The sequence below is a fragment of the Stutzerimonas sp. NM35 genome (genome assembly GCF_054604355.1).
This window is the reverse complement of record NZ_CM137728.1, coordinates 2,555,721-2,579,453: the sequence shown is the minus strand read 5'-3', so window position 1 is coordinate 2,579,453 and position 23,733 is coordinate 2,555,721. Positions and strand designations below refer to the sequence as shown.

The window sequence follows — 23,733 nt, the reverse complement described above, 5'->3', positions numbered from 1 at the left end:
CGTGGCAAACCGCGAGCGTCTTCCACCGATACGTTCGTATTGCGCCAAGGGTGGACAAGCAGAGCGTTGTCCACCCTACGTCAGGCTGGCGTCGTTTCCGTGGCGGCTGGTGTGCTGGCGCCCTGCTTCAGCTTGCGCATCTGCTCGACGCCCCAGAGCACCCGCTCCGGCGTTGCCGGCGCGTCGATCTTCGGCTGCACCTTGTAGTCCGCGAGGCTCGCCACGGCGTCCTTGATCGCGCACCAGACCGAGATGCCGAGCATGAACGGCGGCTCGCCGACGGCCTTGGAATGGAACACCGTGTCCTCGGGATTCTTGCGGTTTTCCACCAGCTTGACCCGCAGGTCCAGCGGCATGTCGGCCACCGCCGGCACCTTGTAGCTGGCCGGGCCGCTGGTCATCAGCTTGCCCTTGTCATTCCACACCAGCTCTTCCATGGTCAGCCAGCCCATGCCCTGGACGAAGCCGCCTTCCACCTGGCCGATGTCGATGGCCGGGTTCAGCGAGGCGCCGACGTCGTGCAGGATGTCGCTGCGCAGCATGCGGTATTCGCCAGTCAGGGTGTCGACCAGCACTTCCGAGCAGGCCGCGCCGTAGGCGTAGTAGTAGAAGGGCCGGCCACGCGCCTGATCGCGGTCGTAGTAGATCTTCGGCGTGCGGTAGAAGCCGGTCGAGGACAGCGATACCTGGCCGAAGTAGGCCTGCTGGATCAGCTCCTCGAAGGTGACGAAGCGATCGCGGATGCGCACCTGGCCGTTCTTGAACTGCACGTCTTCCTCGGTGACGCTGTAGTGTCGCGCGGCGAATTCGACCAGCCGTTGCTTGATGGTCAGCGCGGCGTTCTGCGCGGCCTTGCCGTTGAGGTCGGTGCCGCTGCTCGCTGCGGTCGGCGAGGTGTTGGGCACCTTGTCGGTGTTGGTGGCGGTGATCTGGATGCGCTCGATATCCACCTGGAACACCTCGGCCACCACCTGCGCGACCTTGATGTTCAGGCCCTGGCCCATTTCGGTGCCGCCGTGGTTCAGGTGAATGCTGCCGTCGGTGTAGACGTGCACCAGGGCGCCGGCCTGGTTGAGGAAGCTGGCGGTGAAGCTGATACCGAACTTCACCGGCGTCAGCGACAGGCCCTTCTTCAGGATCGGGCTGCTGGCGTTGAACGCACGGATTTCCTCGCGGCGCTTGGCGTATTCGCTGCTGGCCTCCAGTTCGGCGGTCATCTCGTCGAGCATGTTGTGCTCGACGGTCTGGTAGTAGGGCGTGACGTTGCGCTCGGTCTTGCCGTAGTAGTTGCGCTTGCGCACCTCTAGCGGATCCTTGCCCAGCTCGCGTGAGACCGCATCCATGATCTCCTCGATGGCGACCATGCCCTGCGGGCCGCCGAAGCCGCGGTAGGCGGTGTTGGAGGCGGTGTTGGTCTTGCAGCGGTGACCGTGGATGGTGGCGTCGCCCAGGTAATAGGCGTTGTCGGAGTGGAACATGGCGCGGTCGACGATGGAGCCCGACAGGTCCGGCGAGTAGCCGCAGTTGCCGGCCAGGTCGATCTGGATGCCGTGCAGCAGGCCGTCGTCGTCGAAGCCCACGTCGTATTCGACGTAGAAGGGGTGACGCTTGCCGGTCATGGTCATGTCTTCCATGCGCGGCAGGCGCATCTTGGTCGGGCGACCGGTCAGGTGGGCGATCACCGCGCACATGCAGGCGGGCATCGAGGCCTGGGTTTCCTTGCCGCCGAAGCCGCCGCCCATGCGGCGCATGTCGATGACGATCTTGTTCATCGGTACGCCGAGGACTTCGGCCACCAGTTTCTGCACCTCGGTGGGGTTCTGCGTCGAGGTGTAGACGATCATGCCGCCGTCTTCGGTGGGCATCACCGAGGAAATCTGCGTCTCCAGGTAGAAGTGCTCCTGGCCGCCGATGTGCAGCGTGCCCTGCAGGCGGCGCGGCGCGGCGGCCAGTGCCGCTTCGGAGTCGCCACGCTTGTGGGTGTGGCTGTCGAGCACGAAATGCTGCTTGCGCAGTGCATCGACCACGTCGAGCACCGGTTCCAGGTCCTCGTATTCGATGATCGCGGCCATGGCGGCCTTGCGCGCGGTTTCCAGGCTATCGGCGGCGACGGCGATTACCGGCTGGCCGATGTATTCCACCTTGCCGTCCGCCAGCAGCGGGTCGCCGGCGACCACCGGGCCGATGTCCAACTGGCCGGGCACGTCCTCGGCGGTGATGGCGATGGCCACGCCCGGAATCTGGTAGCAAGGCGAGGTGTCGATGCTGACGATGCGGGCGTGGGCGCGGTCGCTCATGCGCGCATAGACGTGCAGCTGGTTGGGGAATTCGAGGCGATCGTCGACGTATACCGCTTCACCGGAAACGTGCTTGTCCGCGCTGTCGTGCTTGACGCTCCGGCCGACGCCGGTGACCAGGTCCTGCTTGAACAGGGCGGCGATTTCTTCCTGGGTCTTGGCAAGGCTGTGGTTAGACATAAGCGGTCACCCTCGTTTCGGTTTTCGGTGCGTGCTGTTCCAGGAAGCACTTGCGCAGCAGGTTCTGTGCGACCAGCAGGCGGTATTCGCGGCTGGCGCGGAAGTCGGTCAGAGGCGTGAAGTCCTGGGCCAGGGCCTCGCAGGCGCGTTCGGCCGTCTCCAGAGTGAAGGATGCGCCAATCAGCGCGACCTCACAGGCCACTGCCCGCTTCGGAATCGCTGCCATGCCGCCGAAGGCGACGCGGGCATCGGCGATCACGCCGTTCTCGACACGCAGGTCGAAGGCCGCGCATACCGCGGAAATGTCGTCGTCCAGACGTTTGGACACCTTGTAGGCGCGGAATATCTGCTCCGGCCGGGCGCGCGGAACGAGAACCTTCTCGATGAACTCGCCGGGTTCGCGGGCGGTGACCTTGTAGTCGATGAAGTAATCCTGCAGCGGCAGGGTGCGGCTGCGCTCGCCCTTGCGCAGCACCACCTGGGCGCCAAGGGCGATCAGCAATGGCGGCGAGTCACCGATGGGCGAGGCGTTGCCGATGTTGCCGCCCAGGGTGCCCTGGTTGCGGATCTGCAAGGATGCGAAGCGGTGCAGCAGCTCGCCGAAATCGGGATACTCGCGGGCCAGCGCTTCGTAGCAGTCGGTCAGGGCGGTGGCCGCGCCAAGCTCGATGTGGCTGTCGCTGACTTCGACCTTCTTCATTTCGGCGATATGGCCGACATAGATCATCACCGGCAGTTCACGGTGGAACTGGGTGACTTCCAGTGCGAGATCGGTGCCGCCGGCCAGCAGGCGGGCGTCCGGGTTGGCGCTGTAGATCTCGGCCAGGTCCGCCACCGTCAGCGGCGACAGGCAGCGCTTGTCGCCATTGTTCAGCTCTGCGGTTTCGTGTGGTTCGATGGCTTTCAGCTGGGCGATGGTTTCGGCTTCGCGCGCGTCGAACTGGTCCGGCTGCTTGCCGTCGCAGGCCTGTTCGGCAGCTTCGAGGATCGGTCGGTAGCCGGTGCAGCGGCAGAGGTTGCCGGCCAGGGCTTCGTGGGTCTGGGCCGGATCGTATTCGTTAACCGCATTTTTCTGCAGCGCGAACAGGCTCATGACGAAGCCCGGCGTGCAGAAACCACACTGCGAACCATGGCAGTCGACCATCGCCTGCTGAACACTGTGCAGCTGGCCCTGATCCTTCAGGTCTTCGACGACGATCAGCTGCTTGCCGTGCAAGGCTGAGACGAAGGTCAGGCAGGAGTTGAGCGTGCGATAGCGCAGCCGGTCGCCAACCAGCTCGCCTACCACCACGGTGCAGGCACCGCAGTCGCCGGAGGCGCAGCCTTCCTTGGTGCCGGTCTTGCCACGGTGCTCGCGCAGGTACTGCAGTACCGTGGTATTGGGGTCGAGAGTCTGCTCGCTGCGCAGCTCTCGATTGAGTAGGAACTGGATCACGGGGCCTCCTGGGTTTCTTGTTCTGGGCTCTGGGTGATGAAGCTAGCTGTATCTGACTTTCAGGTCAAGAAATGGCTGACTGAAAAGTCAAGGTGGTTGAAAGGCGCATTCGCTGACGACCCCTGCCAACCGTCGCGGAAGACGTTGTATTGAAGTAAAGCCTGTTCAGGTCGCTTGGGCGTCGGCTTTGCGGCGGTAGGCGTAGGTGTCGGCGAAGCGCGACAGCATATAGGCCTCGCAGGTCGTCGCCGGGTACTTCGGCGGGTTGTCCGCATCGTGACAACCGGGCAGGCAGCTGATTTCGGTATCCGGATGCGGCTCGGCGAAGAACGGCATCGAATAACGATCCACGCCCAGCGGGCTGATCACCCGATGCGGGGTGGACTTGTATCGATCGTTACTCCAGCGCGCCATCATGTCGCCAATATTGACCACGTAAGTGCCCTCGATGGGCGGCGCGTCGATCCATTCGCCCTTGACGTTCTGCACCTGCAGACCGCCGGCTTGGTCCTGATGGAGCAGAGTGATGCAGCCGTAGTCGGTATGCGCGCCGGCGCCTTGTTGCTCGGCGCTGCTGGCGGTGGCGCGGGGCGGATAGTGGATCATGCGGAACACGCTGATGGGCTCGACGAAGCGCTTGTCGAAGAAGTCGCGCTCGATGCCCAGCGCCAGGGCGATGGCACGCAGCAGGGTGCAAGCCAGCTCGTGCATGTCGAGGTAGTGGCCTTCCATCAGCGTGGCCCAGTCGGGAATCTGTGTCGGATGGCGATTGGGTCCGCGCAGCGGCTTGCCGGCGAGCACGTGCGGATGCTCGGCGCTCATGTGAAACCCCATGTCGAAGGTTTCCTTGAGATCGCACGGCTGGCTGGGATCGAGCTGCTCGGTGGCGACGGCACCGTAGCCGCGATGATGCCGGCTGCGGGTGATGTCGATCTCTAGCTTCTGTTCAGCGGGAAGGGCGAAGAAGCGGCGGGCATGGTCGCTCAGCTCGGCGATGCGCTTCGCGCCAATAGGATGACCTTCGATATAGAAGAACCCCCACTCGCGGCACGCGCGGTCGATCTGTCGAGCGACCTCGAGATGCGCAGTTTCGTCGGCGGTGTAGAGCGGGGAGATGTCAATGATGGGAAGGATGGTCATTCTGCGGACTCGTGCGTGTGCTTTTCGTTACCGGCGCCGGAAGCTGAAGGCTGGACGAAAGAGCGCCTCGTTCAGCCTCGAGCTTTCAGCCTCCAGCGGCTTCTCGTTTTACTTCGGCAATTCGGCCTTCACGCCTTCGACGTAGAAGTTCATCGATGCCAGGTCCTTGGTGGTTGCGGTCTGCCCTTCGGTGATGCGCACCTGACCGGACTGGTCCTTGATCGGGCCGGTGAATGGATGGAAGGCGCCACTGCGGATGCTGGCGATGATCTGCTCGGCTTCGGACTTCACTTCAGCGGGTACCAGGTCGCTGATCGGCAGGCTGATGCTGTCCTGCGCCAGGCCACCCCAGAAGTCCTCGGACTTCCAGCTACCATCGATCACGCCCTCCGCGGACTTCGCGTAATGCGGGCCCCAGTCGTTGACGATGGAGGTCAGCACGGCCTTGGGACCGAAGTGCTGCATGTCCGAGGCGTAGCCCACGGAATAGACACCGCGGCGTTCGGCAGCCTGGATCGGTGCCGGGCTGTCGGTGTGCTGGAAGACTACGTCCACGCCCTGGTCGATCAGCGCGTTGGCGGCATCGGCTTCCTTGCCCGGATCGAACCAGGTGTTGACCCAGACGACCTTGATCTCGGTGCCAGGGTTGTACTTGTCCAGCGCCAGCTGGATGGCGTTGATGTCGCGGATGACCTCCGGAATCGGGAAGGAGGCGATGTAGCCGACCTTCTTGGTCTTGGTCATCTTCGCCGCGAGGAAGCCGCCGACATAGCGGCCTTCATAGGAGCGGGTCAGGTAGGTGCCGACGTTCTCCGCCTGCTTGTAGCCGGTGGCGTGCTCGAAGGTGACGTCGGGGAACTGCTTGGCGACCTTGACCGTCGGGTTCATGTAACCGAAGGAGGTGGTGAAGATCAGGTCATAGCCGCCCTTGGCCATGTTGCGGATCACCCGTTCGGAGTCGGCGCCTTCGGCGACGTTCTCGACAAAGCTGGTCTGGACCTTGTCGCCGAGCTTTTCTTCCAGGTACTTGCGGCCCTGCTCGTGCTGGTAGGTCCAGCCATGGTCGCCGATCGGGCCGATGTAGACGAAACCGACCTTCAGCGGATCGGCCGCCGAGACGCAGAAGGCGGTGCTCAGGCCGATGGCTGCGGCGAGGGTACGCAGCAGAGGTTTTCTTATCTTGGCTTGCATGGGTGACGCTCCTGTTGTCGTGATGCGATAGGCCCTTATGGCTACCGTTGCCAAGTGCAAAAAGCTGACCAGATGGACAGTTCCCCTTGGAATCCGCGTCAAACCCGCGAATACCGTCGGTTTCTCCACCGCAGCGGGTGCGCAACTGGTGCGCGTCTCGCTGTGAATGCCCTGCGGCAGTGCGTTCAATGCCCGGCTTTCCACGGCTGACCCAGCGACACCGGCGCGAACAGCCGGGTGCGGATGGCATCGCGCGACAGCAACACCAGCACCAGGATCGTCGCGACGTAGGGCAGCATCGCCAGCAGGTTGCCCGGGATTGCCAGACCAATGCCCTGGACCACCAGATGCAGGATGCTGGCGAGACCGAACAGGTAGGCGCCGAGCAGCACCCGGCCAACCCGCCAGCTGGCGAACACCACCAGCGCCAGGGCGATCCAGCCGCGTCCGGCGGTCATGTTCTCGGCCCACATGGGCGTGTAGGCCAGCGACAGGTAGCCGCCGGCGAGGCCGGCCATGGCGCCGCCGAACATCACCGCCAGGGTGCGCACGCGCAACACCGGCAGGCCCATGGCGCTGGCCGCGTCAGGGTTCTCGCCGACGGCCTGGATGATCAGGCCGATGCGGCTTTTCAGCAGCACCCAGGCGATCCCCGCGAACAGGGCGAACGACAAGTAGACCAGCAGATCCTGGGCGAACAGCATGCGGCCGATCAGCGGGATCTCGGCCAACAGCGGGATGGCGACCGGCTCGAATCCGGCCAGCGGCTTGCCGACCCAGCTGGCGCCGACGAAGGACGACAGGCCAACGCCGAAGATCGTCAGCGCAAGGCCGGTGGCCACCTGATTGGCCGCCAGGCCGAGGGCGACAAAGGCGAACAGCAATGACAGCAGCACCCCGGCCAGACAGGCCAGCAGCACGCCCAGCCAGAGATTGCCGGTGGCGTAGGCGACGATGAAGCCGATCACCGCGCCGAACAGCATCATCCCCTCCTGGCCGAGATTGAGTACGCCGGTCTTCTCGCAGACCAGCTCACCGAGCGCGACCAGCAGCAGCGGTGTGCCGGTGCGGATCATGGCGTAGAGGATGTTGGTTAACAGATCGAGGTCCATGGGAAGTCCTTAGCTGGAAGCCAGAAGCTGGAAGCCAGAAGCTGGAAGCTGGAAGAAAAAGCGGAAGTGGAGGTCATGGCTGCGTCACCGACTTCAAGCTTCCAGCTTTCCGCTTCAGGCTCCGCGCGAAGCGCGGCCGATAAAGAATCAGCACATCGCAGGCCAGCAGGAAGAACAGCACCATGCCCTGGAACAGCTGAGTGATGGACTGCGGCAGGTTGGCGGCCATCTGGGCGTTCTCGCCGCCCAGGTAGAGCAGCGCCATCAGCAGGCTGGCGAAGACGATGCCGAGCGGGTGGAGGCGGCCGAGAAAGGCCACGGTGATCGCCGCGTAGCCGTAGCCCGGCGAGACTTGCGGCACCAGTTGGCCGATGGGGCCGGTGACTTCCGCCACGCCGGCGAGCCCGGCCAGGCCGCCACTGATCAGCAGCGCGAGCCAGGTCAGCCGACGCTCGCGGAACCCGACGAGGCCGGCGGCCCTGCGATCGAGTCCGAGCACCTTGATTTGGAAGCCGAGAAAGCTCCGCTGTAGCAGCACCCAGACGGCCACCAGTGCCAGCAGTGCGAACCAGAAACCGGCGTGCACGCGCAGCCCGTCGATCAGCTCCGGCAGGCGGGAGGCGTCGCCGAACATCGCCGACTCGGGAAAGTTAAAGCCGTCCGGGTCCTTTAGCGGACCATGCACCGCGAACAGCAGCAGATTCAGCGCGATGTAGTTGAGCATGATGCTGGTAAGAATTTCGTTGGCGTTGAAGGCCGTCTTCAGCCAGGCGCAGAGGCCGGCCCAGGCGGCGCCGCCGAGAACGCCCGCGCCCAACGTCAACAGCAGCGCCAGGCGGGAATCCCAGTCGATGATGTTGACCGCCAGCGCACTGCCGGCCAGCGCGCCGATCAGCAGCTGGCCCTCGGCGCCGATGTTCCAGATGCGGGCGCGATAGACCACCGCCAGCCCCAGGGCGCAGAGCAGAATCGGCAAGGCTTTGACCAGCAGCTCGGACAGCCCGTAGAGATCGCTGACCGGATCGATCAGCAGCACCTTCAGCGTCTGCAGCGGCGGATGGTCAAGCAGGGCGAACAGCAGGGCGCCGCTGAACAGGGTCAGCAGCGCGGCGAACACTGGCGAGAGCCAGAGCATGGCGCGGGATTCGGCCCCGCGTGGTTGCAATGTGAACAACATGGCGAGGGCTCGTCAGGCAGCGGTGGACAGGGAGGGTTGGTCGAACTGGCCGGCCATCCAGCGGCCGACGTCGCTAGGGGCGCAGGCTTCGGTCCGGTGTTGCGGCGAGAGACGGCCGTCGCAGAGCGCGGCGAGGCGGTCGCTGATCTGGAACAGCTCGTCCAGGTCTTCGGAAATCACCAGAATCGCCGCGCCCGCGTCGCGCAGCTCGATCAGCGCGCGGTGGATGGCTGCCGCGGCGCCGACATCCACGCCCCAGGTCGGGTGCGCCGCCACCAGCAGCCGGGGCTGCTGAAGAATCTCGCGGCCGAGGATGAATTTCTGCAAATTGCCGCCGGAGAGGCTCGCCGCCGCGGCCGCGCTGTCCGGCGTCTTCACCGCGAAGCGCTGGATCACCTTTGCCGCGAATCCCTGCACGCGCGTGCGCTGGATCAGCCCGTGCCGGAGCATGCCCCGCTGCTGGAAGGCGGTGAGCAGACCGTTATCGGCCAGGCTCATGCCGGGCACTGCGCCGTGGCCAAGACGCTCGGCGGGCACGAACGCCAGCCCCTGGCGGCGGCGTGCATCCGGGCGCAGGTGCGCCACCGGCTCGCCAAGAAAGCGGATGCGTTCGGCATCGCGCCCCTGCAGGGTGCGCTCGCCGGACAGCAGCGCGAGTAACTCGTCCTGGCCGTTGCCGGCGACCCCGGCGATGCCGACGATCTCGCCGGCACGTACGTCCAGGCTCAGGTCCTTGAGCGAAACGCCAAAGGGATCGGCATTTCGCCAGGACAATCCCTCCACCTGTAGAAAGGCCGCGCGGCCTTCGGCCTTGCGGTACTTCGCTTCCAGACCCTCGGCGTCGCCCACCATCAACCGCGCCAGATCCAGGTCGCTGCACTGGCTCGGCACGCAGGTACCGGAAACCTTGCCCGCGCGCAGCACCGTGGCCTTCTGGCAGAGGGCGCGCACTTCGTTCAGCTTGTGGCTGATGAACAGCACACTGCAGCCCTCGGCGGCCAGACGCCGCAGCACCACGAACAGCTCATCGGCTTCCTGCGGAGTTAGCACCGAGGTCGGCTCGTCCAGGATCAGCAGGCGGATGTCCTGCATCAGGCAGCGCACGATCTCCACGCGCTGGCGCTCGCCGATGGACAGGCTGTGCACCAGGCGCTGCGGCTCCAGTGGCATGCCGTAGCGCTGAGAAACCTCACGAATTCTCGGCTCCAGTTGCTTTGGCGTACCGGCGCCCGCGCCTAGCGCCAGGGCAATGTTCTCTGCTACCGAGAGTGTTTCGAACAGCGAGAAATGCTGGAACACCATGCCGATGCCGCGTTCGCGCGCCTGCGCCGGATCGCGCATGACCAGCGGCTGCCCTTCCCAGACGATGCGACCGGCATCGGGCTGAACCACGCCGAAAATGATCTTCATCAGCGTGCTCTTGCCGGCGCCGTTCTCGCCGAGCAGTGCGTGAATCTCGCCAGGGGCGATGGCCAGGTCGATGCCATCGTTGGCGACGGTTCCGGGGTAGCGCTTGGTAATGCCACGCAGCGAAAGCCGCGTGGGAAGGGTAGTTGTGGACATGGTCATCGCTCATCGGGACGTTGCCAGGGAGGTAGCAAAAATCTGGCCATAAGGTCAGGAATTCGCTCGCAGCGCCCGCCAGGTGAGCTTGCGGCGCGGGGGCTTGCGCTACTCGGCGCGCCGCTGTGCTGTTTAGTGGTGCATGGGCCGCCGGACGGTTAAGGCTGCGCACTCCTAAGGTGCTCGTAGTGTCGTCGCAATGATTCGTGCGCTAGTGAGGACTGCTACTTGCGAGCTACCAAATGCCTTCATGCAGTGCGGCGGCTTCCTCTTCCAGCAGCGGGCCGAGCACCTCGACCTTGCGCTGGCCGGCTTCGAAGACGATGCGGCAGGGCAGGTCGAGTGTGGGGTTCTCCGGATGGTTGCCGGTGATGGCTTTCAGGCTGCGTTCGGAGAGGCCGTAGACGACCCGCCCCAGGCCCGTCCAATAGGCGGCGCCGGCGCACATGGCGCAGGGTTCGGCGGAGGTGTACATGGTGCAGCCGGCGAGAAATTCCGGGCTGTAATGCGTCGAGGCGCGGGTCATCAGCACCCGTTCGGCGTGGCCGGTCATGTCGTGGTCGGGCATGTAGGCGTTGCCCTGTTCCAGCAGCACTTCGCCGTCCGGCCCGACGAGGATCGCGCCGAAGGGGTGGGTGCCGTTTTCCAGCGCGCGGCGGGCCACATCGAAGCTCTTGCGCAGCAGGGTGAGGTCTTGTTCGTTCATGGGCGTCTCATCGTTGGCAATGTCTAGGTGAACCGTTTTTGTAGCGCGGTCTGCAATCGCGCTTTTGCAGGGGCGAATTCATTCGCCCAAGGGTGGCCATGCGGGCGAACAAGTTCGCCCCTACAGGAGCAGCGCCGGTCCGCATTACGCTCATGACTGCTGTCCCTTGGGCAGGCTCCAGGAAAAGAACACCTTCTGCAGCAGGCCGATCAGGTGGAACAGCACCAGGCTGATCACCACCAGCATCATCAGTGCGGCGAAGGCCTGGGGCACCTGAAACATCGAGGTAGAGAAGTTGATGAAGTAGCCCAGACCCTTCTCCGCGGCGACGAACTCGGCCACCACCGCGCCGATCACCGCCAGGGTGATGGAGATGCGCAGCGCCGAGAACAGGTGTGGGATGGCGTAGGGCAGGCGGATATTGCGGTATTCGCGGGCCTTCGAAGCGCCCAGCGAGCGCGACAGCTCCACCAGCTCCTCGGGCGTTGCCAGCAGTCCGGTGACGCAGGACACCACGATCGGGAAGAAGGCGATGAGGAAAGTGATGAACACCCGCGGCAGGTCGCCGGCGCCCATCACCACGACGATGATCGGCGCCACCGCGACGATCGGCGTGGACTGCACGATCACCAGCAGCGGGTACAGCGTGCGCGACATCAGCCGGGACGACGCCAGGGCGACGGCCAGCGGAATGCCGATCAGGATCGACAGGCCGTAGCCCATCAGCGTCACCCGCAGGGTGGCGAACAGGTGTTCCGACCAGGCGGCCAGGCCGACCTTCTGCGTCGCGGCGAGGATGGCGCTGGGCGAGGGCAGCACGAAGCTGGGCAGCTTCAGCAGGCGGCAGGCCGCTTCCCATACCAGCAGCAGGACGAACAGGGCGAGCCAGGGCGCCAGGCGGTCGGCCTGGGCGCGTAGCTTAATGGTCGGCATGGCGCGAGAAGACCTTGCGGCGGATATGGTTGGCGAGCTCATTGAAGCGGGGCTCCGTCAGGGTTTGCATGGACCGCGGGCGCGGCAGGTCGACGTCGATGATTTCCTGTACGCGGCCGGGGCGTGCCGACATCACCAGGATGCGGTCGGCCAAGAGCAGCGCTTCGGGAATCGAGTGGGTGATGAACAGCACCGTCTTCGGGCGCTGGGTCCAGATGTTCAGCAGCTCCAGGCTCAGCTCGTCGCGGGTCAGGGCATCGAGGGCCGAGAACGGCTCGTCCATCAGCAGGACCTCCGGGTCGTGCAGCAGCGCCCGGGCGATCGCCGCGCGCTGCTGCATGCCGCCGGACAGCTCGTCTGGGCGCTTGCCGCCGAATTCCTTGAGTCCCACCAGCTCCAGCAGCTCCTCGGCGCGGATGATTTCCTGCGCGGTGACCCGACCGTACTTGTGGCGCATGGGGAAGGTCAGGTTGTCGCGGATGTTCAGCCAGGGCAGCAGCGTCGGCTTCTGGAATACGATGCCGATCTCGTCGCGCGGGCCGTCCACCGGGCTGCCGTAGATGCTGACCTGGCCGTGGGTCGGCCGCACCAGCCCGGCGAGGATGCGCAGCAGCGTGGACTTGCCACAGCCCGACGGGCCGAGCACGGCGATGAACTCGTGGCGGCCGATGTCGAAGCTGGCGTTGTCCAGCGCCACCACCTCGCTGCCGTCGGAGGAGGTGAAGACCTGGCTGACCCGGTCGAAGCTGATGTTGGGACGCGGTGCGGCGTTCGGGGCTGCTGCGCTCATCAGCATTACTCGCTCAGGCTGGAATCGATGGCGCTGGCCGGGTCGAGGCTGTCGAGGGCCATGCCCTGCGCCTTGGCGACCCACTCCCAGGTGGTGGCCAGGCGCTTGGCATCGAAGCCGGCACCTTCGGCTTCGCTGATTTCGTTGACCATCAGCGGCACCGAGGCGGCGAACTGCTCCTCGGCCTGCTGCTGGTCGACTTCGGCGACCATTTTCTTCAGCGCCGCGGCGGCCGCGGCCGGATCGGCGATGGCGTTGGCCTGGGCCTGCCGGTAGGCCTTGACGAATTTCTTCGCCACGTCGGGATTGCTCTGCACGAAGCGCTGCGAGGCCACCAGCGACAGGCCGTAGCCCTCGAAGCCGTACTCGGACCAGGCAATGGTCTTCAGCGTCTTGTCCGTCTCGCCAAGTGCGCGCACGAAGCCGGGCGCCACGGTCAGCCAGTTGATGGTGGCGTCGACCTTGCCGGTGGCGAGCATCGGTGCCAGCGCGCCGGGGTCGAGCTTGAGCAGCTTGACGCTGCTCGGGTCGATGCCGTTGCGCTCCAGCAACAGCGGCCAGACCACGTTGGAGGCGGAGAAGGTCGGGGTGGCGACCGTCTTGCCGACGATGTCCTTGAACGAATCGATGCCCGAGCCTTCGGTGGTGAAGAAGGCGTCCGGCTGCTTGTTGTAGATCGGCGCGACCGCCACCACCGGCACCTCGCCCTGAGCCTTGGCCTGCAGCAGCGAGGCCAGGCCGGCGGAGCCGAAGTCGGCGCTGTTGGTGGCCAGCTTGGTCACCACGTCGCTGCCGCCGCGGGCGCTGGCGATCTCCACCTCGATGCCCTCGGCGGCGAACAGCCCCTGCTCGACGCCGAGGTAGATCGCCGCCTTGTCGCCGGCTGGCAGCCAGTCGTTGAGCCAGCGCACCTTGTCGGCGGCCAAGGCGGATTGGCTGAACAGGGCCAGCAGGGCGCTGGCGATCAGGGTTTTCTTGAACATGGGAAATCTCCTTGAGGTTGGCCGGTAAGGGCCATGCAATAAACGCAGTCAGAGAACGGGGTTTGGGTGGCGGGCAAAGAAATCCAGCAGCGCGGCGAGTAGCGCTTCCGGGGCGGCCAGTTGCGGCGCGTGGCCGCAATCGATCGGCACGCGCTCGGCGCCGGGCACCAGCTGCTGCATGCGCTGCTGCACCCGCGGCAGCACCGAGCGGTCCCGCGTCGCCTCGATGTACAGGCGCGGCAAACGACCGAAGCGCCCGGCCGTCCAGTGCGTGGCGATATCGCGGCCGCCATCGGGTTGCACCGTCAGGCGGCGCGCCGCATCGACCGCGGCCCGTGCCGGTGCATCGTGGAAGAACACCGCGCAGGCAGCGTCGCTGGGTACGCGGCTGCCACTGGGCACGGCTTCGAGATAGGGGCCGATCCCGCTGACTTCAGGAAAGTCGCGGCTCATTTCGGCGCACAACTCGGCGAAGCCCATGCCGCTGGACAGCATCATCCCGGCGACATAGCTGACCCCGGCGATGCGCTCGGCATGGCGCTCGGCCACCGCGGTGGCGGTAACCCCGCCGCCGGAATGCGCCACCAGTTGAATCGGACCGGGCAGTTTTTCGATCAGCGCGCCGACGTGCTCGACGTAGCGTTCCAGCGAGACCTCGGCGAGCGGCGTGGCGTCGCTGCCATTGCCCGGCAGATCGACCGCGTGGGGACGGTGCCCGGCGTTGCGCAGGCCGTCCTGCAGCGAATCCCAGACCCAGCTGCCGGCCCAGGCGCCATGGATGAGGACGATGTCAGCCATAGGTCCTCCGGTACATCTCGCGCAGGTGCTCTTCCACGGTCACGGCGGGATAGCGTGGCGTCTCGCCCGGCCCCAGGCAGACGGGCAGGCACTCGATGGTCAGGTCCAGGTTGCCGGTGTAGAAGAAGGGCACCGAGTAGCGTTCGCGCCCGGAGCGGTTGATCACCCGGTGGCGGTTGGAGTGGTAGCGGTCGTTCGTCCAGCGGCTGATCAGGTCGCCCAGATTGACCACATAGGTGCCTTCGATGGGCGGCGCGTCGATCCACTCGCCGCTGTCGATGGCCTGCACCTGCAACCCGCCGGCATCATCCTGGAGCAGCAGTGTCAGGGCGCCGAAGTCGGTGTGCGCGCCGCAACCTTTCTCGCCGGGTGCGGACTGTGGTGGCTGGGGCGGGTAGTGCAGCAGGCGCAGGGTGGCGGCGGCATCCACGAGCAATGGATCGAAGTGATCACCGGGCAGCTCCAGCGACAGCGCCAGCGCGCCCATCAGCTGCTCGCAGACTTCATTGACGGCCCGGAAGTAGCGCTCCATGACGGGGCGGAACTCGGGTAGCTCCGCCGGCCACTGGTTCGGCCCCTGGTTGAACTTGCCGGCCAGCACGCGTGGATCGTCCTCGGCGACCTCGTTGCCGATGTAGAAGCCTTCCTTCAGATCGGGCGGACTACCGGCTTCCAGCGTCTGGCCACGCAGCGGCTCGTAGCCCCGGTTGCAACCCGACAGCGCCTTGTCCAGCGCCAGCTTCGCCGCACTGGGCAGGGCGAAGAAGCGTTCGGCTTGCTGCTGCACGGCGGCGATCAGTTCGGCGTCGATGCCATGGTTGTGGATATAGAAGAATCCGCAGCGCTGACAGGCGTCGCGAAGCTGTTGCGCAATCTTCTGGTGGGCGGCGGGATCGTCGTGGCGTAGGCCGCCGACGTCGATCAATGGCAGGCTGGGGGCGGGGCGCATCGGGGTCCTCCTATGGGGTGCGAACCCATCCTAGTGAGGCGCTTGCTGCGCTCGATAGCGCTGATTTTGTGCCGGGCCGATGCCGAAACGGCATCAGCCCAAAAGGGTGCGCCTCATGCGTCGTACAGGTGCGTTTCGGCGCTCACGCGCTGCGCCAGTTCGTCTTCCACCAGGCGAATGAAGGCATCCAGCGCAGCAGGCAACGAGCGGCCGCTGCGCACGTAGACGCCCAGCTCGGAAACCACGAATTGCGCGGCTTTCAGCGGCACCAGCTGCAGCTGTCCGGCAGCCAGCTCCTCTTCGATGCCGAGACGGGTCTGGAATGCCAGCCCCATGCCACGCATCGCCAGGCGCTTGGCCAGGTCCACCGATGCACTTTCCAGGAGCACGGTCAGCGGCTTTTTCGGGTTGAGTAAAAAAGGCTGCAGATGGCGGCGGATCGACAATTCCGGCCCCGGCAGGATCAACGGATAGCGTGCGCATTCGGCGAAGCTGACGCTCGCCTGCGCCGCCAGCGGGTGCTCCGGCGGCATGATTGCGCCCAGGAGGAAGCGCCCAACGGCGTACTGGCGCAAAGACTCGCTGCGTTCCACGGCATAACCCAGCGCGACGTCCGCATCGCCGCCGGCCACCGCGCGCGCGGCCTCTGCGGAGCCAGCCGAGCGCACCGTGACCTGCAGCATCGGATAGCGAGTCAGCAGCTGTTGCAGCACCGTCGGCAGGAAGCTGTTGTTCAGACCTTCCACCGAGACGATGGACAGCTCGCCGCGGCGCAGTCCCTTGAGTGCATCCAGTTCGCTGACCATGCGGTGCTCGTCCTGCAGAACGGTGATCACATGCAGCGAGAAGATTTCTCCCGCCGCGGTCAGCCGCAGCCCGCCGGGTAGGCGCTCGAATAAAGGTGAGCCGATCTCCTCTTCCAGCTGCAACAGCTGGCGGTTGACCGCCGAGGACGCGACGTGCAGCCGCCGCGCCGCTTCGCGGATGGAGCCGCAGCGGCGGATCATGTCGAAATACTTCAGCGCCCGGGCGTGAATATGCATGGCGATGTCCTGGCCGTGGAACAGGCTTTTGGGTGGTAGAAACTCAGCCTGCTGTAGCCGGAAGCGCCAGCCCGCAGCCCTTGAGGATGATCCGCACGAGGTTATCGGTGGCCAGGGCGAAGTCGTTCTTAGTCATGCGCTTGCCGTTGATGCGCAGGATCTGGTCGGAGAAGTCGGCGTAGTGCTGGGTGCCGGCCCAGATCAGGAAGATCAGGTGCATCGGATCGACCGGGTCCATCTTGCCGGCCGCGATCCAGGCCTCGAACACCGCCGCGCGGCCGCGGAACCAGTTGCGGTAGTCCTGGTTGAAGTGCTCGGAAAGGCATTCGCAGCCGCTGATGACTTCCATGGCGAAAATCTTCGAGGCCTGCGGTTGGCGGCGGGAGAATTCCATCTTGATGCGGATGTAGTCGGCCAGTGCGGCGGCCGGGTCGTCATCGACGGTGAGGTCGTCGAAGGCGGTGTCCCAGAGTTCGAGGATGTGCCGCATCACTTCCACATACAGCCCCAGCTTGCTGTTGAAGTAGTAGTGCAGGTTGGCCTTGGGCAGGCCTGCACGCAGCGCGATGGCGTTCATGCTGGTGCCCTTGAAGCCGTAGCGGGCGAACTCTTCGGCCGCCGCGGCGAGGATCGTTTCCTCATTCTGCTGGCGGATGCGGCCGACGGGTTTGCCCGTGGCGGTGTACAGCGGTTGGGGTGATGCGTGCTTGTTCATGGTTCCGATCCGAAGACGGTGATGTCCGATCATCAGGCGTTAGCGCCTGCCTTGTTGCTACCTACTGCAAGAAGCTGACCAGTCGCTTAGCTCTTGCTCGCCGGGTAATGCTGCGACAGGTTGGGAAGTTTTGGCGATTCACCCTGCATGCGCTGCGGCGGTGGCTGAGTCATTCGCAACGGCTCACCTGTTCACCTCGGCGAGCAGAAGCGGTCAGCGCCGACCAGGTTGTCCGAAGGCGCGGAGCGTGCAGTCGCTGCCTGAGCGCATGCCCGATCACATGCCGTCGCATTGCGATGACCACCTGGCGGCTGGTTGGCAAGCGTCTGGCAACTGGATATTGCCTTGTGTCTCAGGCTGTTCAAGGCGGCTGGTATTGGGCTACCGAGAAGAGTGCCCGTGTTGCCAGAAGATGGCGCTCCAGCGATTCAGCGCCGCCTGTGGAGTCGGGCGGCGTGGTCGATCAGAAGTGCGCTTTGACGATGGCGCTGAAGGTGTTCTGGTCGGTCGGACCTACGAAGTTTTCGCTGACGAAGCCGCCGTCTTCGATACCGTACTTGTTCGACCAGTAGTCGTATTCGATACCCACATAGAGCTTGCCGGGGGTGTAGTCCAGCGCCTTACCCAGGTCGTACTTGATCTGCGGGTTGAAGTGAAAGTTCTTCTTCAGCTCGGTGTTGCCGTTCTTCTTGTCGTTGACCACCCAGTCGATGTAGCCATCGAACAGGATGTCCGACTTGCCGACGGGAATGGTCATGGCCCAGGTCGGCGTGACCTGCCACTGGCCGGAGGGCTTGCCGGTGGTGCCGTCGGGCTTGCGGTAATAGACATTGACGTTGAAGCGGTCGAAGCCCGGGACGGTCAGATCGACGGCCGGGCCAAGCAGGTAATTCTGGTTAGGCGTGCCATCGTCCTGGCTTTCGCCGCGCTCATAGGTGAAGGCCAGCAGCACGTCCTTGATCGGCCCGAAGGACAGGTCGGCGCCGCTGATCTTGCCCAGCGACAGGCGCGGACTGAATTCGCCGTAATAGGTGTGGCCGTCGTTGCCGGACAGGCCGTTGTACCACTTGTTGTCGACGAACAGGAACATGTCCCCCCAGGTCCAGCCGCTGGCATGTTCGAAGGTAATGGTCTGCTGTATTTCGCCAGCATCGACCTTGAAGTCCTTGCCGTAGAGGTAGGTCAGGCTGTTGTTCTGCCAAAGCATGGGGGCAGCCATGGACTGGCCGGCGAACAGCAGGCCGGCGGTGAGGCCGGCCAGGGTGAGGCTTGCTTTCATCGATCTCTCCTTGAGGGTATATCCGTTGGCTTAAGTTGGCCGAACGGTCAGGCATTGATGCCTAAGCAAGCGGTGGGCCAGCTTTTAAGGAGGGTTGAGTGAAGATATAAGCCTATGAATTCATTGGTATTTTATGGAGGGATTGGCGTGTATCGAGCGAATGCGAGCCGTACGCAAACTGACCGATCGATCAGGCTGCCTCAACCTGGCGCACCGCTAAGGTGTGCTGCACGCCAGTGTGGCAGCCGCATCGGTCCGATGCTCAGCCGGCGATCAACTGCGCAGCCGCCTGACGATGATCGGCGATCAGGCCGGCGACATCCAGGCCTTCGATCTGCCCGTCGACCACCTGCCAGCGACCGCCGACCATTACCCGGTCGGCCCGGTCGGCGCCGCAGAGCAGCAGCGCCGACAGCGGGTCGTGGCTGCCGGAGAAGCGCAATTCGTCCAGCTTGAACAGCGCCAGATCGGCCTGCTTGCCGACCGCCAGCGTGCCGAGGTCATCACGGCCCAGCAAGCGCGCCGAACCCTGAGTGGCCCAGCCCAGCGCGAGTTCCGGAGTGATTTTTTCGGCGCCGTAGCGCAGGCGCTGCAGGTACAGCGCCTGACGTGCTTCGAGAATCATGTTGGAGGCGTCGTTGGAAGCCGAGCCGTCGACGCCCAGGCCGATGGGCGCGCCAGCGGCTTCCAGTTCCAGGGTCGGGCAGATACCCGAGGCCAGGCGCATATTGGAGCTCGGGCAGTGGCAGATCCCCGTACCGGCCTGGCCGAGGCGGGCGATTTCATCGGGGTTGAAATGGATGCCGTGAGCGAGCCAGGTGCGGTCGGACAGCCAGCCGACGCTGTCCAGATAATCCACGGTGCGCAGGCCGAAGCGTTGGAGGCAGAAATCCTCCTCGTCGAGGGTTTCCGCCAGATGGGTATGTAGGCGCACGTCCAGGCGCTCGGCCATGGCGGCGCTGGCGCGCATGATCTCCGGCGTCACCGAGAAGGGCGAGCAGGGTGCCAGGGCGATCTGGATCTGCGCGCCGGCGCCGCGCTCGTGGTAGCGACCGATCAGCCGCTCGCTGTCGGCCAGGATCACTTCGGCTTCCTGCACCGTCTGCTGCGGCGGCAACCCGCCATCGGCCTCGCCAAGGCTCATGGAGCCGCGGGTAAGCATAGCGCGCATGCCCAGTTCGCGTACGGCCTGGACCTGCACGTCGATGGCTTCTTCCAGCCCTTGCGGGAACAGGTAATGATGATCAGCGGCGGTGGTGCAGCCAGACAGCAGCAGCTCGGCCAGCGCGACCTTGCTCGCCAGTTCGAGCTTTTCCGGCGTCAGCCGTGCCCAGACCGGATACAGCGTCTTCAACCAGGGAAACAGTGGCTGGTTGACCACCGGGCCCCAGGCGCGGGTAAGGGTCTGGTAGAAATGATGATGGGTGTTGATCAGCCCCGGCAGCACCACGTGCTCGCGGGCGTCGAAGGTGCTGTCGACGGGCGAGGCGGGCGCCTGACCGGCAGCGAGCAGCTCGGTAATCACGCCGTTTTCGATAACCAGACCGCCGGAAGCGTCCTGATCATTGGCAGTGAAGGTGGCGAGGGGAGTTTTAATCCAAGTGCGGGTAGCAGCCATTGCCGGCTCCTCCTGAAGGACCCGTTGAAAACTGGCTGCGTTGCCTTCGCTGCGTTGAAAACAGGCTCAAAATGCTCATTTACAACTTGTAAACTGCGCTTTTTCGCCTGTTTTCGCCTTGCGCTGGCTGCCTCGCCTACGTTTTCAGAAGTGCCCTGAAAATGATGGGTTCAGAAAAGCCAGCTCAGTTATGCCCTGTCTGCTGATCCAGGGGCGTTCTCGCGGGGGGCAACATACGATTTCGGCGCGGCGCTGTCACCCCTGAAGAAGGCGTATGTGGTTTCAGCCGCCTCGGAGTGGGGCGGCTGAAGCGGTTCGTTACGAGCGGTGGTTGTACTTGCCCAGATCCATATGACGATTCACATCCTTGTACAGCAAGTAACGGAACTTGCCAGGGCCACCGGAATAGCAGGCCTGCGGGCAGAAAGCGCGCAGCCACATGTAGTCGCCGGCTTCCACTTCAACCCAATCCTGGTTCAGGCGATACACCGCCTTGCCTTCCAACACATATAGGCCGTGTTCCATCACGTGGGTTTCGGCGAAGGGAATCACGCCGCCCGGCTCGAAGGTCACGATGTTGACATGCATGTCGTGGCGCATGTCGCTCATGTCGACGAAGCGGGTGGTGACCCAGGCGCCGTTGGTGCCCGGCATCGGAATCGGCTCGATGTCCTGCTCGTTGGTGACGAAGGCTTCCGGATGCGCCAGCCCTTCGACGGCCTGGTAGTACTTGCGGATCCAGTGGAAGCGGGCGACCTGGCCGCTGTTATTGCGCACCTTCCACTCCGAAGCTGGAGGGATGAAGGCATAGCTGCCGGGGCGCAGTTCATGGGTGCTGCCGTTGAGGGTCAAGGTGAACTCGCCTTCAACGACGAACAGCACCGCCTCGGCATTCCTGTCCTGCTCGGGCTTGTCGCTGCCGCCGCCGTCAGCCAGTTCCACGATGTACTGGGAGAAGGTCTCGGAGAAGCCGGACAGCGGACGGGAAAGTACCCACATGCGCATCTTGTCCCAGAACGGCAGATGGCTGGTGACGATGTCACGCATCACGCCTTTGGGAATGACGGCATAGGCCTCGGTGAACATTGCGCGGTCGGTCAGCAGTTCGGTCTGCGCCGGATGCCCGCCCGTGGGGGCATAGTACTTGGTGTTTGCCATATAACTCCCGTCATCGGTTGTTGTTGCCGATCGTCAGTGCGCCAGAGCGTGAGATCGGCTGACTGGCGGGGTTTGCGAGCGGCTGGTAGAGGAGCTGCCTGTGCATTGTATACATGATTGTAGGTTGTATCTAGAGATTGTATCCAATTTGCAGGCGGCGATTGCCTGACAAACATACACACCTCTCGAATCGCGTTTAGAATCACGCGCTTTCCACCTCGCGATGACTTTTCATGCAGCCGGACGCCCTCGCTACACTGCAGCAACACCTGATCACTGCCCTGGCGCAGCCACCTGTCGAGACGCGCCGGCTGTTCCATGGCCGTGGCCGTTGCTGGCCGGGGCTTGAGCATGTGACGGTGGACTGGCTGCAGGGGGTGCTGCTGGTGTCGCTGTTCCGTGCGCCGGCGGATACCGAACTGGATGCGTTGCGGGAGATTCTGCTGGCGCTCGGCCAGAGCGTCGAGTGGCTGGCGAGCGGGGCACACAGCCTGCTGCTGCAGCATCGCTATCTTCCGGACAGTCGCATGGAGCAGCTGCTGGGCGAGCCTGTCGAAGAATGGCTGATCAGCGAAAACGGCCTGCGTTACAAGCTCGATCTGGGCATCAAGCAGAACAACGGACTGTTCCTCGACATGCGTTATGGCCGGCGTTGGGTGCAGGAACAGGCGCGGGGTTTGCGCGTGCTCAACCTGTTCGCCTACACCTGCGGCTTTTCCGTGGCGGCGATTGCCGGCGGCGCCGAGCATGTGGTCAATCTCGACATGGCGCGCGCGGCGCTCAGTCGCGGGCGAGATAATCACCGGCTCAACGAGCATGACCTGGGCAAGGTCAGCTTTCTCGGCCACGAGCTGTTCAAATCCTGGGGCAAGATCCGCAAGAGTGGGCCCTACGATCTGGTGATCGTCGATCCGCCGTCGTTCCAGAAGGGCAGCTTCGCCCTGGACCGTGATTACCAGAAGATCCTGCGCCGCCTGCCCGAGCTGCTGACGCCAACCGGCAGGGTGCTGGCCTGCATCAACGACCCGGATACCGGGCCGGATTTCCTGATCGAGGGTATCGCCGCCGAGGCGCCCGGCCTGGTGTTCGTGCAGCGCTTGGAAAACCCGCCGGAATTTCCCGATATCAGTTCCGACAGTGGGCTGAAGGCGCTGGTGTTCGAGCGAGTGTGCTGAGGGGGTGAGGAAACCTGAACAGGCCGTTGCGGGTCGGAATCTGCATGCGCCGCATTTGGCTGCCTGTCAGAAGGAGTTCCCATGTCCCTGTATAGCAAGAACACCGCCGCCAACCTGATCCCCTGCCTGTGTTACCGCGACCTTCCCGCTGCGCTGGAGTGGCTGTGCGGAGTGTTCGATTTCGAGCGGCGGCGTGTGGTAGAGGATGAACAGGCTGGCATCCTTCATGCTCAGCTGGGCTTTGGCAGCAGCCTGTTGATGCTGGGGCCGGTGAGCGATACCCAGGAGGATCGCCTGTTCAGTCAGCCGGACGAAGTGGGCGGGGTTTCGACGCAGGGCATCTACGTCATCGTGACCAGCGCCGACGCCCTTTACACCAAGGCCAAGGCCGCCGGAGCGCAGATCGTCCGTGAGCTGAAGGATGAGGATTATGGTGGCCGCGGTTTCAGTTGCCGTGACCCGGAAGGGCATCTGTGGAGCTTTGGTACTTATGATCCCTGGGCCGAGTCGTAGCAGGCTGTTGAAAAACTACCTGCTAGAGTCGCCGGCGGCAGGCCTGCTCAGGCATCAGGCAGGCAGTCCAGTGAGCCCAGATCCTGGCGCAGGCGCTGCAAGCGTTTGTCGAGATGGCGCCGTTGCTCCGTATCGGACAGCGCATAGAGGTCACTGATCAGGCTGATGGTTGCGCTTTCGTTGCGGGCCAGGGTTGCGCGATAGGCGTCCGTCCCCATTGACTCGCGTTCCTGCAGCAGGCGGGCGATGCGTTGCTCGAAGCCCGCTTCATGGCGCTCGGCCAGAGTCTCCAGCAGGGCGGCTTGCCAGCGCTGCCGGTTTTCCAGCCAGAGACGGTTCTGCTCATCCAGGGTATGCGCCCAGGCCAGAATGCGCTGGTGCTGTGCGGCATCGAGCTTGCCGGTCCACTGTTCGATACGCTTGCCCATGCGCTCTGCACGCTCGCGGATCTGTTGCGGAAGTGGCGCGGCCAGGTATTTCTCCTGATGTTCTTGATGGTTCTCGGCGAGGGCCTTGGCGAGCTGGTTCACCTGACGATCATCCAGCTCGCGCAGCAATTGCACGGTCGTTGGTGTGATTTCCACGGCCACGGATTGAATGGCTTGCCTTATGTCCTGATAGTGGCTGCGGATGGCGCGTTCATCGAGTTCGCCCTGGCGTATCTGTCGCTGCATGCGCTGAAGGGCGTCGAGGTCGTCCGGCAGCTGCGTACGGCAGTGCCAGGCGATGTGTTCGCGCAACTGTTCGCGCAGGCGGCTCTGCTGGTTGCGGTTCATGTCCAGGTAGTCATCCAGCGACCAGGAAACCAGCAGGTCCAGGTTGCGATAGGCAAGGTTGATGCGGCTGCAGCCGACCAGCGTCACCACCATCGCCAGCAGCAACAGTAGTGCCTTGGAGCCAGGTGTCGGGCGAATCCGCATCGCGGTTCCTCGTCTTGTTGAAATGCTGCGCTCCTGAATAGAGCCGCAAGGCGCTCCG

Annotated in this window: 21 protein-coding genes; 2 read left to right on the top strand and 19 right to left on the bottom strand. The window is 64.4% G+C overall.

Annotated features, from left to right (window positions below):
• Positions 1-80: 80 nt before the first annotated feature.
• The 18 genes from xdhB to ACYCFC_RS11900 all read right to left on the bottom strand — a co-directional run bounded on the left by xdhB (position 81) and on the right by ACYCFC_RS11900 (position 21,067).
• Positions 81-2,477 carry a xanthine dehydrogenase molybdopterin binding subunit gene (xdhB, locus tag ACYCFC_RS11985; RefSeq protein WP_459651728.1) on the bottom strand — a complete coding sequence of 799 codons (2,397 nt, stop codon included), beginning with the start codon at positions 2,475-2,477 and terminating at the stop codon, positions 81-83.
• The gene (gene xdhA, locus ACYCFC_RS11980) at positions 2,470-3,912 is read right to left on the bottom strand and encodes a xanthine dehydrogenase small subunit (RefSeq protein ID WP_459651727.1); all 1,443 of its coding nucleotides are present in this window, start codon (positions 3,910-3,912) and stop codon (positions 2,470-2,472) included. Before xdhA ends, xdhB begins: the two co-directional genes overlap by 8 nt.
• Before the next feature lie 165 nt (positions 3,913-4,077).
• Complete coding sequence (locus tag ACYCFC_RS11975; protein ID WP_312929881.1) at positions 4,078-5,052, bottom strand: 2-oxoglutarate and iron-dependent oxygenase domain-containing protein; 975 nt, start codon at positions 5,050-5,052, stop codon at positions 4,078-4,080.
• 108 nt (positions 5,053-5,160) lie between these two features.
• A complete protein-coding gene (locus ACYCFC_RS11970; RefSeq protein WP_459651726.1) occupies positions 5,161-6,243 on the bottom strand; it encodes a BMP family ABC transporter substrate-binding protein in 1,083 nt (360 codons plus the stop codon).
• A 185-nt stretch (positions 6,244-6,428) separates the two neighbouring features.
• Positions 6,429-7,355, bottom strand: coding sequence for an ABC transporter permease (locus tag ACYCFC_RS11965; RefSeq protein WP_014853703.1), 927 nt, complete (start codon positions 7,353-7,355; stop codon positions 6,429-6,431).
• Positions 7,356-7,428: 73 nt separating this feature from the next.
• Positions 7,429-8,532, bottom strand: coding sequence for an ABC transporter permease (locus ACYCFC_RS11960; protein WP_459651725.1), 1,104 nt, complete (start codon positions 8,530-8,532; stop codon positions 7,429-7,431).
• A gap of 12 nt (positions 8,533-8,544) precedes the next feature.
• Positions 8,545-10,095, bottom strand: coding sequence for an ABC transporter ATP-binding protein (locus ACYCFC_RS11955; RefSeq protein WP_459651724.1), 1,551 nt, complete (start codon positions 10,093-10,095; stop codon positions 8,545-8,547).
• A 235-nt stretch (positions 10,096-10,330) separates the two neighbouring features.
• Positions 10,331-10,801, bottom strand: coding sequence for a nucleoside deaminase (locus tag ACYCFC_RS11950; protein WP_181077205.1), 471 nt, complete (start codon positions 10,799-10,801; stop codon positions 10,331-10,333).
• A gap of 150 nt (positions 10,802-10,951) precedes the next feature.
• Entirely contained in the window at positions 10,952-11,734 is a 783-nt protein-coding gene (locus ACYCFC_RS11945; RefSeq protein WP_459651723.1) for an ABC transporter permease, read from the bottom strand.
• A complete protein-coding gene (locus tag ACYCFC_RS11940) occupies positions 11,721-12,524 on the bottom strand; it encodes an ABC transporter ATP-binding protein (protein ID WP_058074230.1) in 804 nt (267 codons plus the stop codon). The genes ACYCFC_RS11945 and ACYCFC_RS11940 overlap by 14 nt, the downstream gene beginning before the upstream one ends.
• A gap of 5 nt (positions 12,525-12,529) precedes the next feature.
• Entirely contained in the window at positions 12,530-13,507 is a 978-nt protein-coding gene (locus ACYCFC_RS11935) for an ABC transporter substrate-binding protein (RefSeq protein WP_312920027.1), read from the bottom strand.
• 48 nt (positions 13,508-13,555) lie between these two features.
• Complete coding sequence (locus ACYCFC_RS11930; RefSeq protein ID WP_459651722.1) at positions 13,556-14,305, bottom strand: alpha/beta fold hydrolase; 750 nt, start codon at positions 14,303-14,305, stop codon at positions 13,556-13,558.
• Positions 14,298-15,254, bottom strand: coding sequence for an isopenicillin N synthase family dioxygenase (locus ACYCFC_RS11925; protein WP_459651721.1), 957 nt, complete (start codon positions 15,252-15,254; stop codon positions 14,298-14,300). The genes ACYCFC_RS11930 and ACYCFC_RS11925 overlap by 8 nt, the downstream gene beginning before the upstream one ends.
• A gap of 113 nt (positions 15,255-15,367) precedes the next feature.
• The gene (locus tag ACYCFC_RS11920; protein WP_058074206.1) at positions 15,368-16,297 is read right to left on the bottom strand and encodes a LysR family transcriptional regulator; all 930 of its coding nucleotides are present in this window, start codon (positions 16,295-16,297) and stop codon (positions 15,368-15,370) included.
• 43 nt (positions 16,298-16,340) lie between these two features.
• Positions 16,341-17,012: a TetR family transcriptional regulator C-terminal domain-containing protein gene (locus ACYCFC_RS11915; protein WP_459651720.1), complete on the bottom strand. Its 672-nt coding sequence runs from the start codon at positions 17,010-17,012 to the stop codon at positions 16,341-16,343.
• A gap of 463 nt (positions 17,013-17,475) precedes the next feature.
• Positions 17,476-18,291, bottom strand: a complete 816-nt coding sequence (locus ACYCFC_RS11910; protein ID WP_313313874.1) for an outer membrane protein OmpK — start codon at positions 18,289-18,291, stop codon at positions 17,476-17,478.
• Between the two features lie 262 nt (positions 18,292-18,553).
• Complete coding sequence (locus tag ACYCFC_RS11905) at positions 18,554-19,909, bottom strand: 8-oxoguanine deaminase (protein WP_459651719.1); 1,356 nt, start codon at positions 19,907-19,909, stop codon at positions 18,554-18,556.
• Positions 19,910-20,227: 318 nt separating this feature from the next.
• Entirely contained in the window at positions 20,228-21,067 is an 840-nt protein-coding gene (locus ACYCFC_RS11900; protein WP_459651718.1) for a bifunctional allantoicase/(S)-ureidoglycine aminohydrolase, read from the bottom strand.
• Between the two features lie 233 nt (positions 21,068-21,300).
• On the opposite strand from ACYCFC_RS11900, the gene ACYCFC_RS11895 reads away from it, so the two are divergent.
• Positions 21,301-22,242 (top strand): class I SAM-dependent methyltransferase, encoded by a 942-nt coding sequence (locus ACYCFC_RS11895; RefSeq protein WP_181085043.1) that lies wholly within the window; start codon positions 21,301-21,303, stop codon positions 22,240-22,242.
• 81 nt (positions 22,243-22,323) lie between these two features.
• A complete protein-coding gene (locus ACYCFC_RS11890) occupies positions 22,324-22,755 on the top strand; it encodes a VOC family protein (RefSeq protein WP_181085045.1) in 432 nt (143 codons plus the stop codon).
• A gap of 47 nt (positions 22,756-22,802) precedes the next feature.
• On the opposite strand, the gene ACYCFC_RS11885 is transcribed toward ACYCFC_RS11890, so the two are convergent.
• Positions 22,803-23,675, bottom strand: a complete 873-nt coding sequence (locus ACYCFC_RS11885; RefSeq protein ID WP_219852677.1) for a DUF6279 family lipoprotein — start codon at positions 23,673-23,675, stop codon at positions 22,803-22,805.
• Positions 23,676-23,733 lie beyond the last annotated feature (58 nt).

What these genes read in the sequence shown, in the direction of transcription:
- ACYCFC_RS11915 (WP_459651720.1), bottom strand. Translation starts at nt 17,012, where the DNA reads ATGAACAAGCACGCATCACCCCAACCGCTGTACACCGCCACGGGCAAA.
- ACYCFC_RS11895 (WP_181085043.1), top strand. Translation starts at nt 21,301, where the DNA reads ATGCAGCCGGACGCCCTCGCTACACTGCAGCAACACCTGATCACTGCC.
- ACYCFC_RS11945 (WP_459651723.1), bottom strand. Translation starts at nt 11,734, where the DNA reads ATGCCGACCATTAAGCTACGCGCCCAGGCCGACCGCCTGGCGCCCTGG.
- xdhB (WP_459651728.1), bottom strand. Translation starts at nt 2,477, where the DNA reads ATGTCTAACCACAGCCTTGCCAAGACCCAGGAAGAAATCGCCGCCCTG.
- ACYCFC_RS11920 (WP_058074206.1), bottom strand. Translation starts at nt 16,297, where the DNA reads ATGCATATTCACGCCCGGGCGCTGAAGTATTTCGACATGATCCGCCGC.
- ACYCFC_RS11965 (WP_014853703.1), bottom strand. Translation starts at nt 7,355, where the DNA reads ATGGACCTCGATCTGTTAACCAACATCCTCTACGCCATGATCCGCACC.
- ACYCFC_RS11975 (WP_312929881.1), bottom strand. Translation starts at nt 5,052, where the DNA reads ATGACCATCCTTCCCATCATTGACATCTCCCCGCTCTACACCGCCGAC.
- ACYCFC_RS11890 (WP_181085045.1), top strand. Translation starts at nt 22,324, where the DNA reads ATGTCCCTGTATAGCAAGAACACCGCCGCCAACCTGATCCCCTGCCTG.
- ACYCFC_RS11885 (WP_219852677.1), bottom strand. Translation starts at nt 23,675, where the DNA reads ATGCGGATTCGCCCGACACCTGGCTCCAAGGCACTACTGTTGCTGCTG.
- ACYCFC_RS11970 (WP_459651726.1), bottom strand. Translation starts at nt 6,243, where the DNA reads ATGCAAGCCAAGATAAGAAAACCTCTGCTGCGTACCCTCGCCGCAGCC.
- ACYCFC_RS11950 (WP_181077205.1), bottom strand. Translation starts at nt 10,801, where the DNA reads ATGAACGAACAAGACCTCACCCTGCTGCGCAAGAGCTTCGATGTGGCC.
- ACYCFC_RS11935 (WP_312920027.1), bottom strand. Translation starts at nt 13,507, where the DNA reads ATGTTCAAGAAAACCCTGATCGCCAGCGCCCTGCTGGCCCTGTTCAGC.
- ACYCFC_RS11960 (WP_459651725.1), bottom strand. Translation starts at nt 8,532, where the DNA reads ATGTTGTTCACATTGCAACCACGCGGGGCCGAATCCCGCGCCATGCTC.
- ACYCFC_RS11930 (WP_459651722.1), bottom strand. Translation starts at nt 14,305, where the DNA reads ATGGCTGACATCGTCCTCATCCATGGCGCCTGGGCCGGCAGCTGGGTC.
- ACYCFC_RS11910 (WP_313313874.1), bottom strand. Translation starts at nt 18,291, where the DNA reads ATGAAAGCAAGCCTCACCCTGGCCGGCCTCACCGCCGGCCTGCTGTTC.
- ACYCFC_RS11940 (WP_058074230.1), bottom strand. Translation starts at nt 12,524, where the DNA reads ATGAGCGCAGCAGCCCCGAACGCCGCACCGCGTCCCAACATCAGCTTC.
- ACYCFC_RS11900 (WP_459651718.1), bottom strand. Translation starts at nt 21,067, where the DNA reads ATGGCAAACACCAAGTACTATGCCCCCACGGGCGGGCATCCGGCGCAG.
- ACYCFC_RS11955 (WP_459651724.1), bottom strand. Translation starts at nt 10,095, where the DNA reads ATGTCCACAACTACCCTTCCCACGCGGCTTTCGCTGCGTGGCATTACC.
- ACYCFC_RS11905 (WP_459651719.1), bottom strand. Translation starts at nt 19,909, where the DNA reads ATGGCTGCTACCCGCACTTGGATTAAAACTCCCCTCGCCACCTTCACT.
- ACYCFC_RS11925 (WP_459651721.1), bottom strand. Translation starts at nt 15,254, where the DNA reads ATGCGCCCCGCCCCCAGCCTGCCATTGATCGACGTCGGCGGCCTACGC.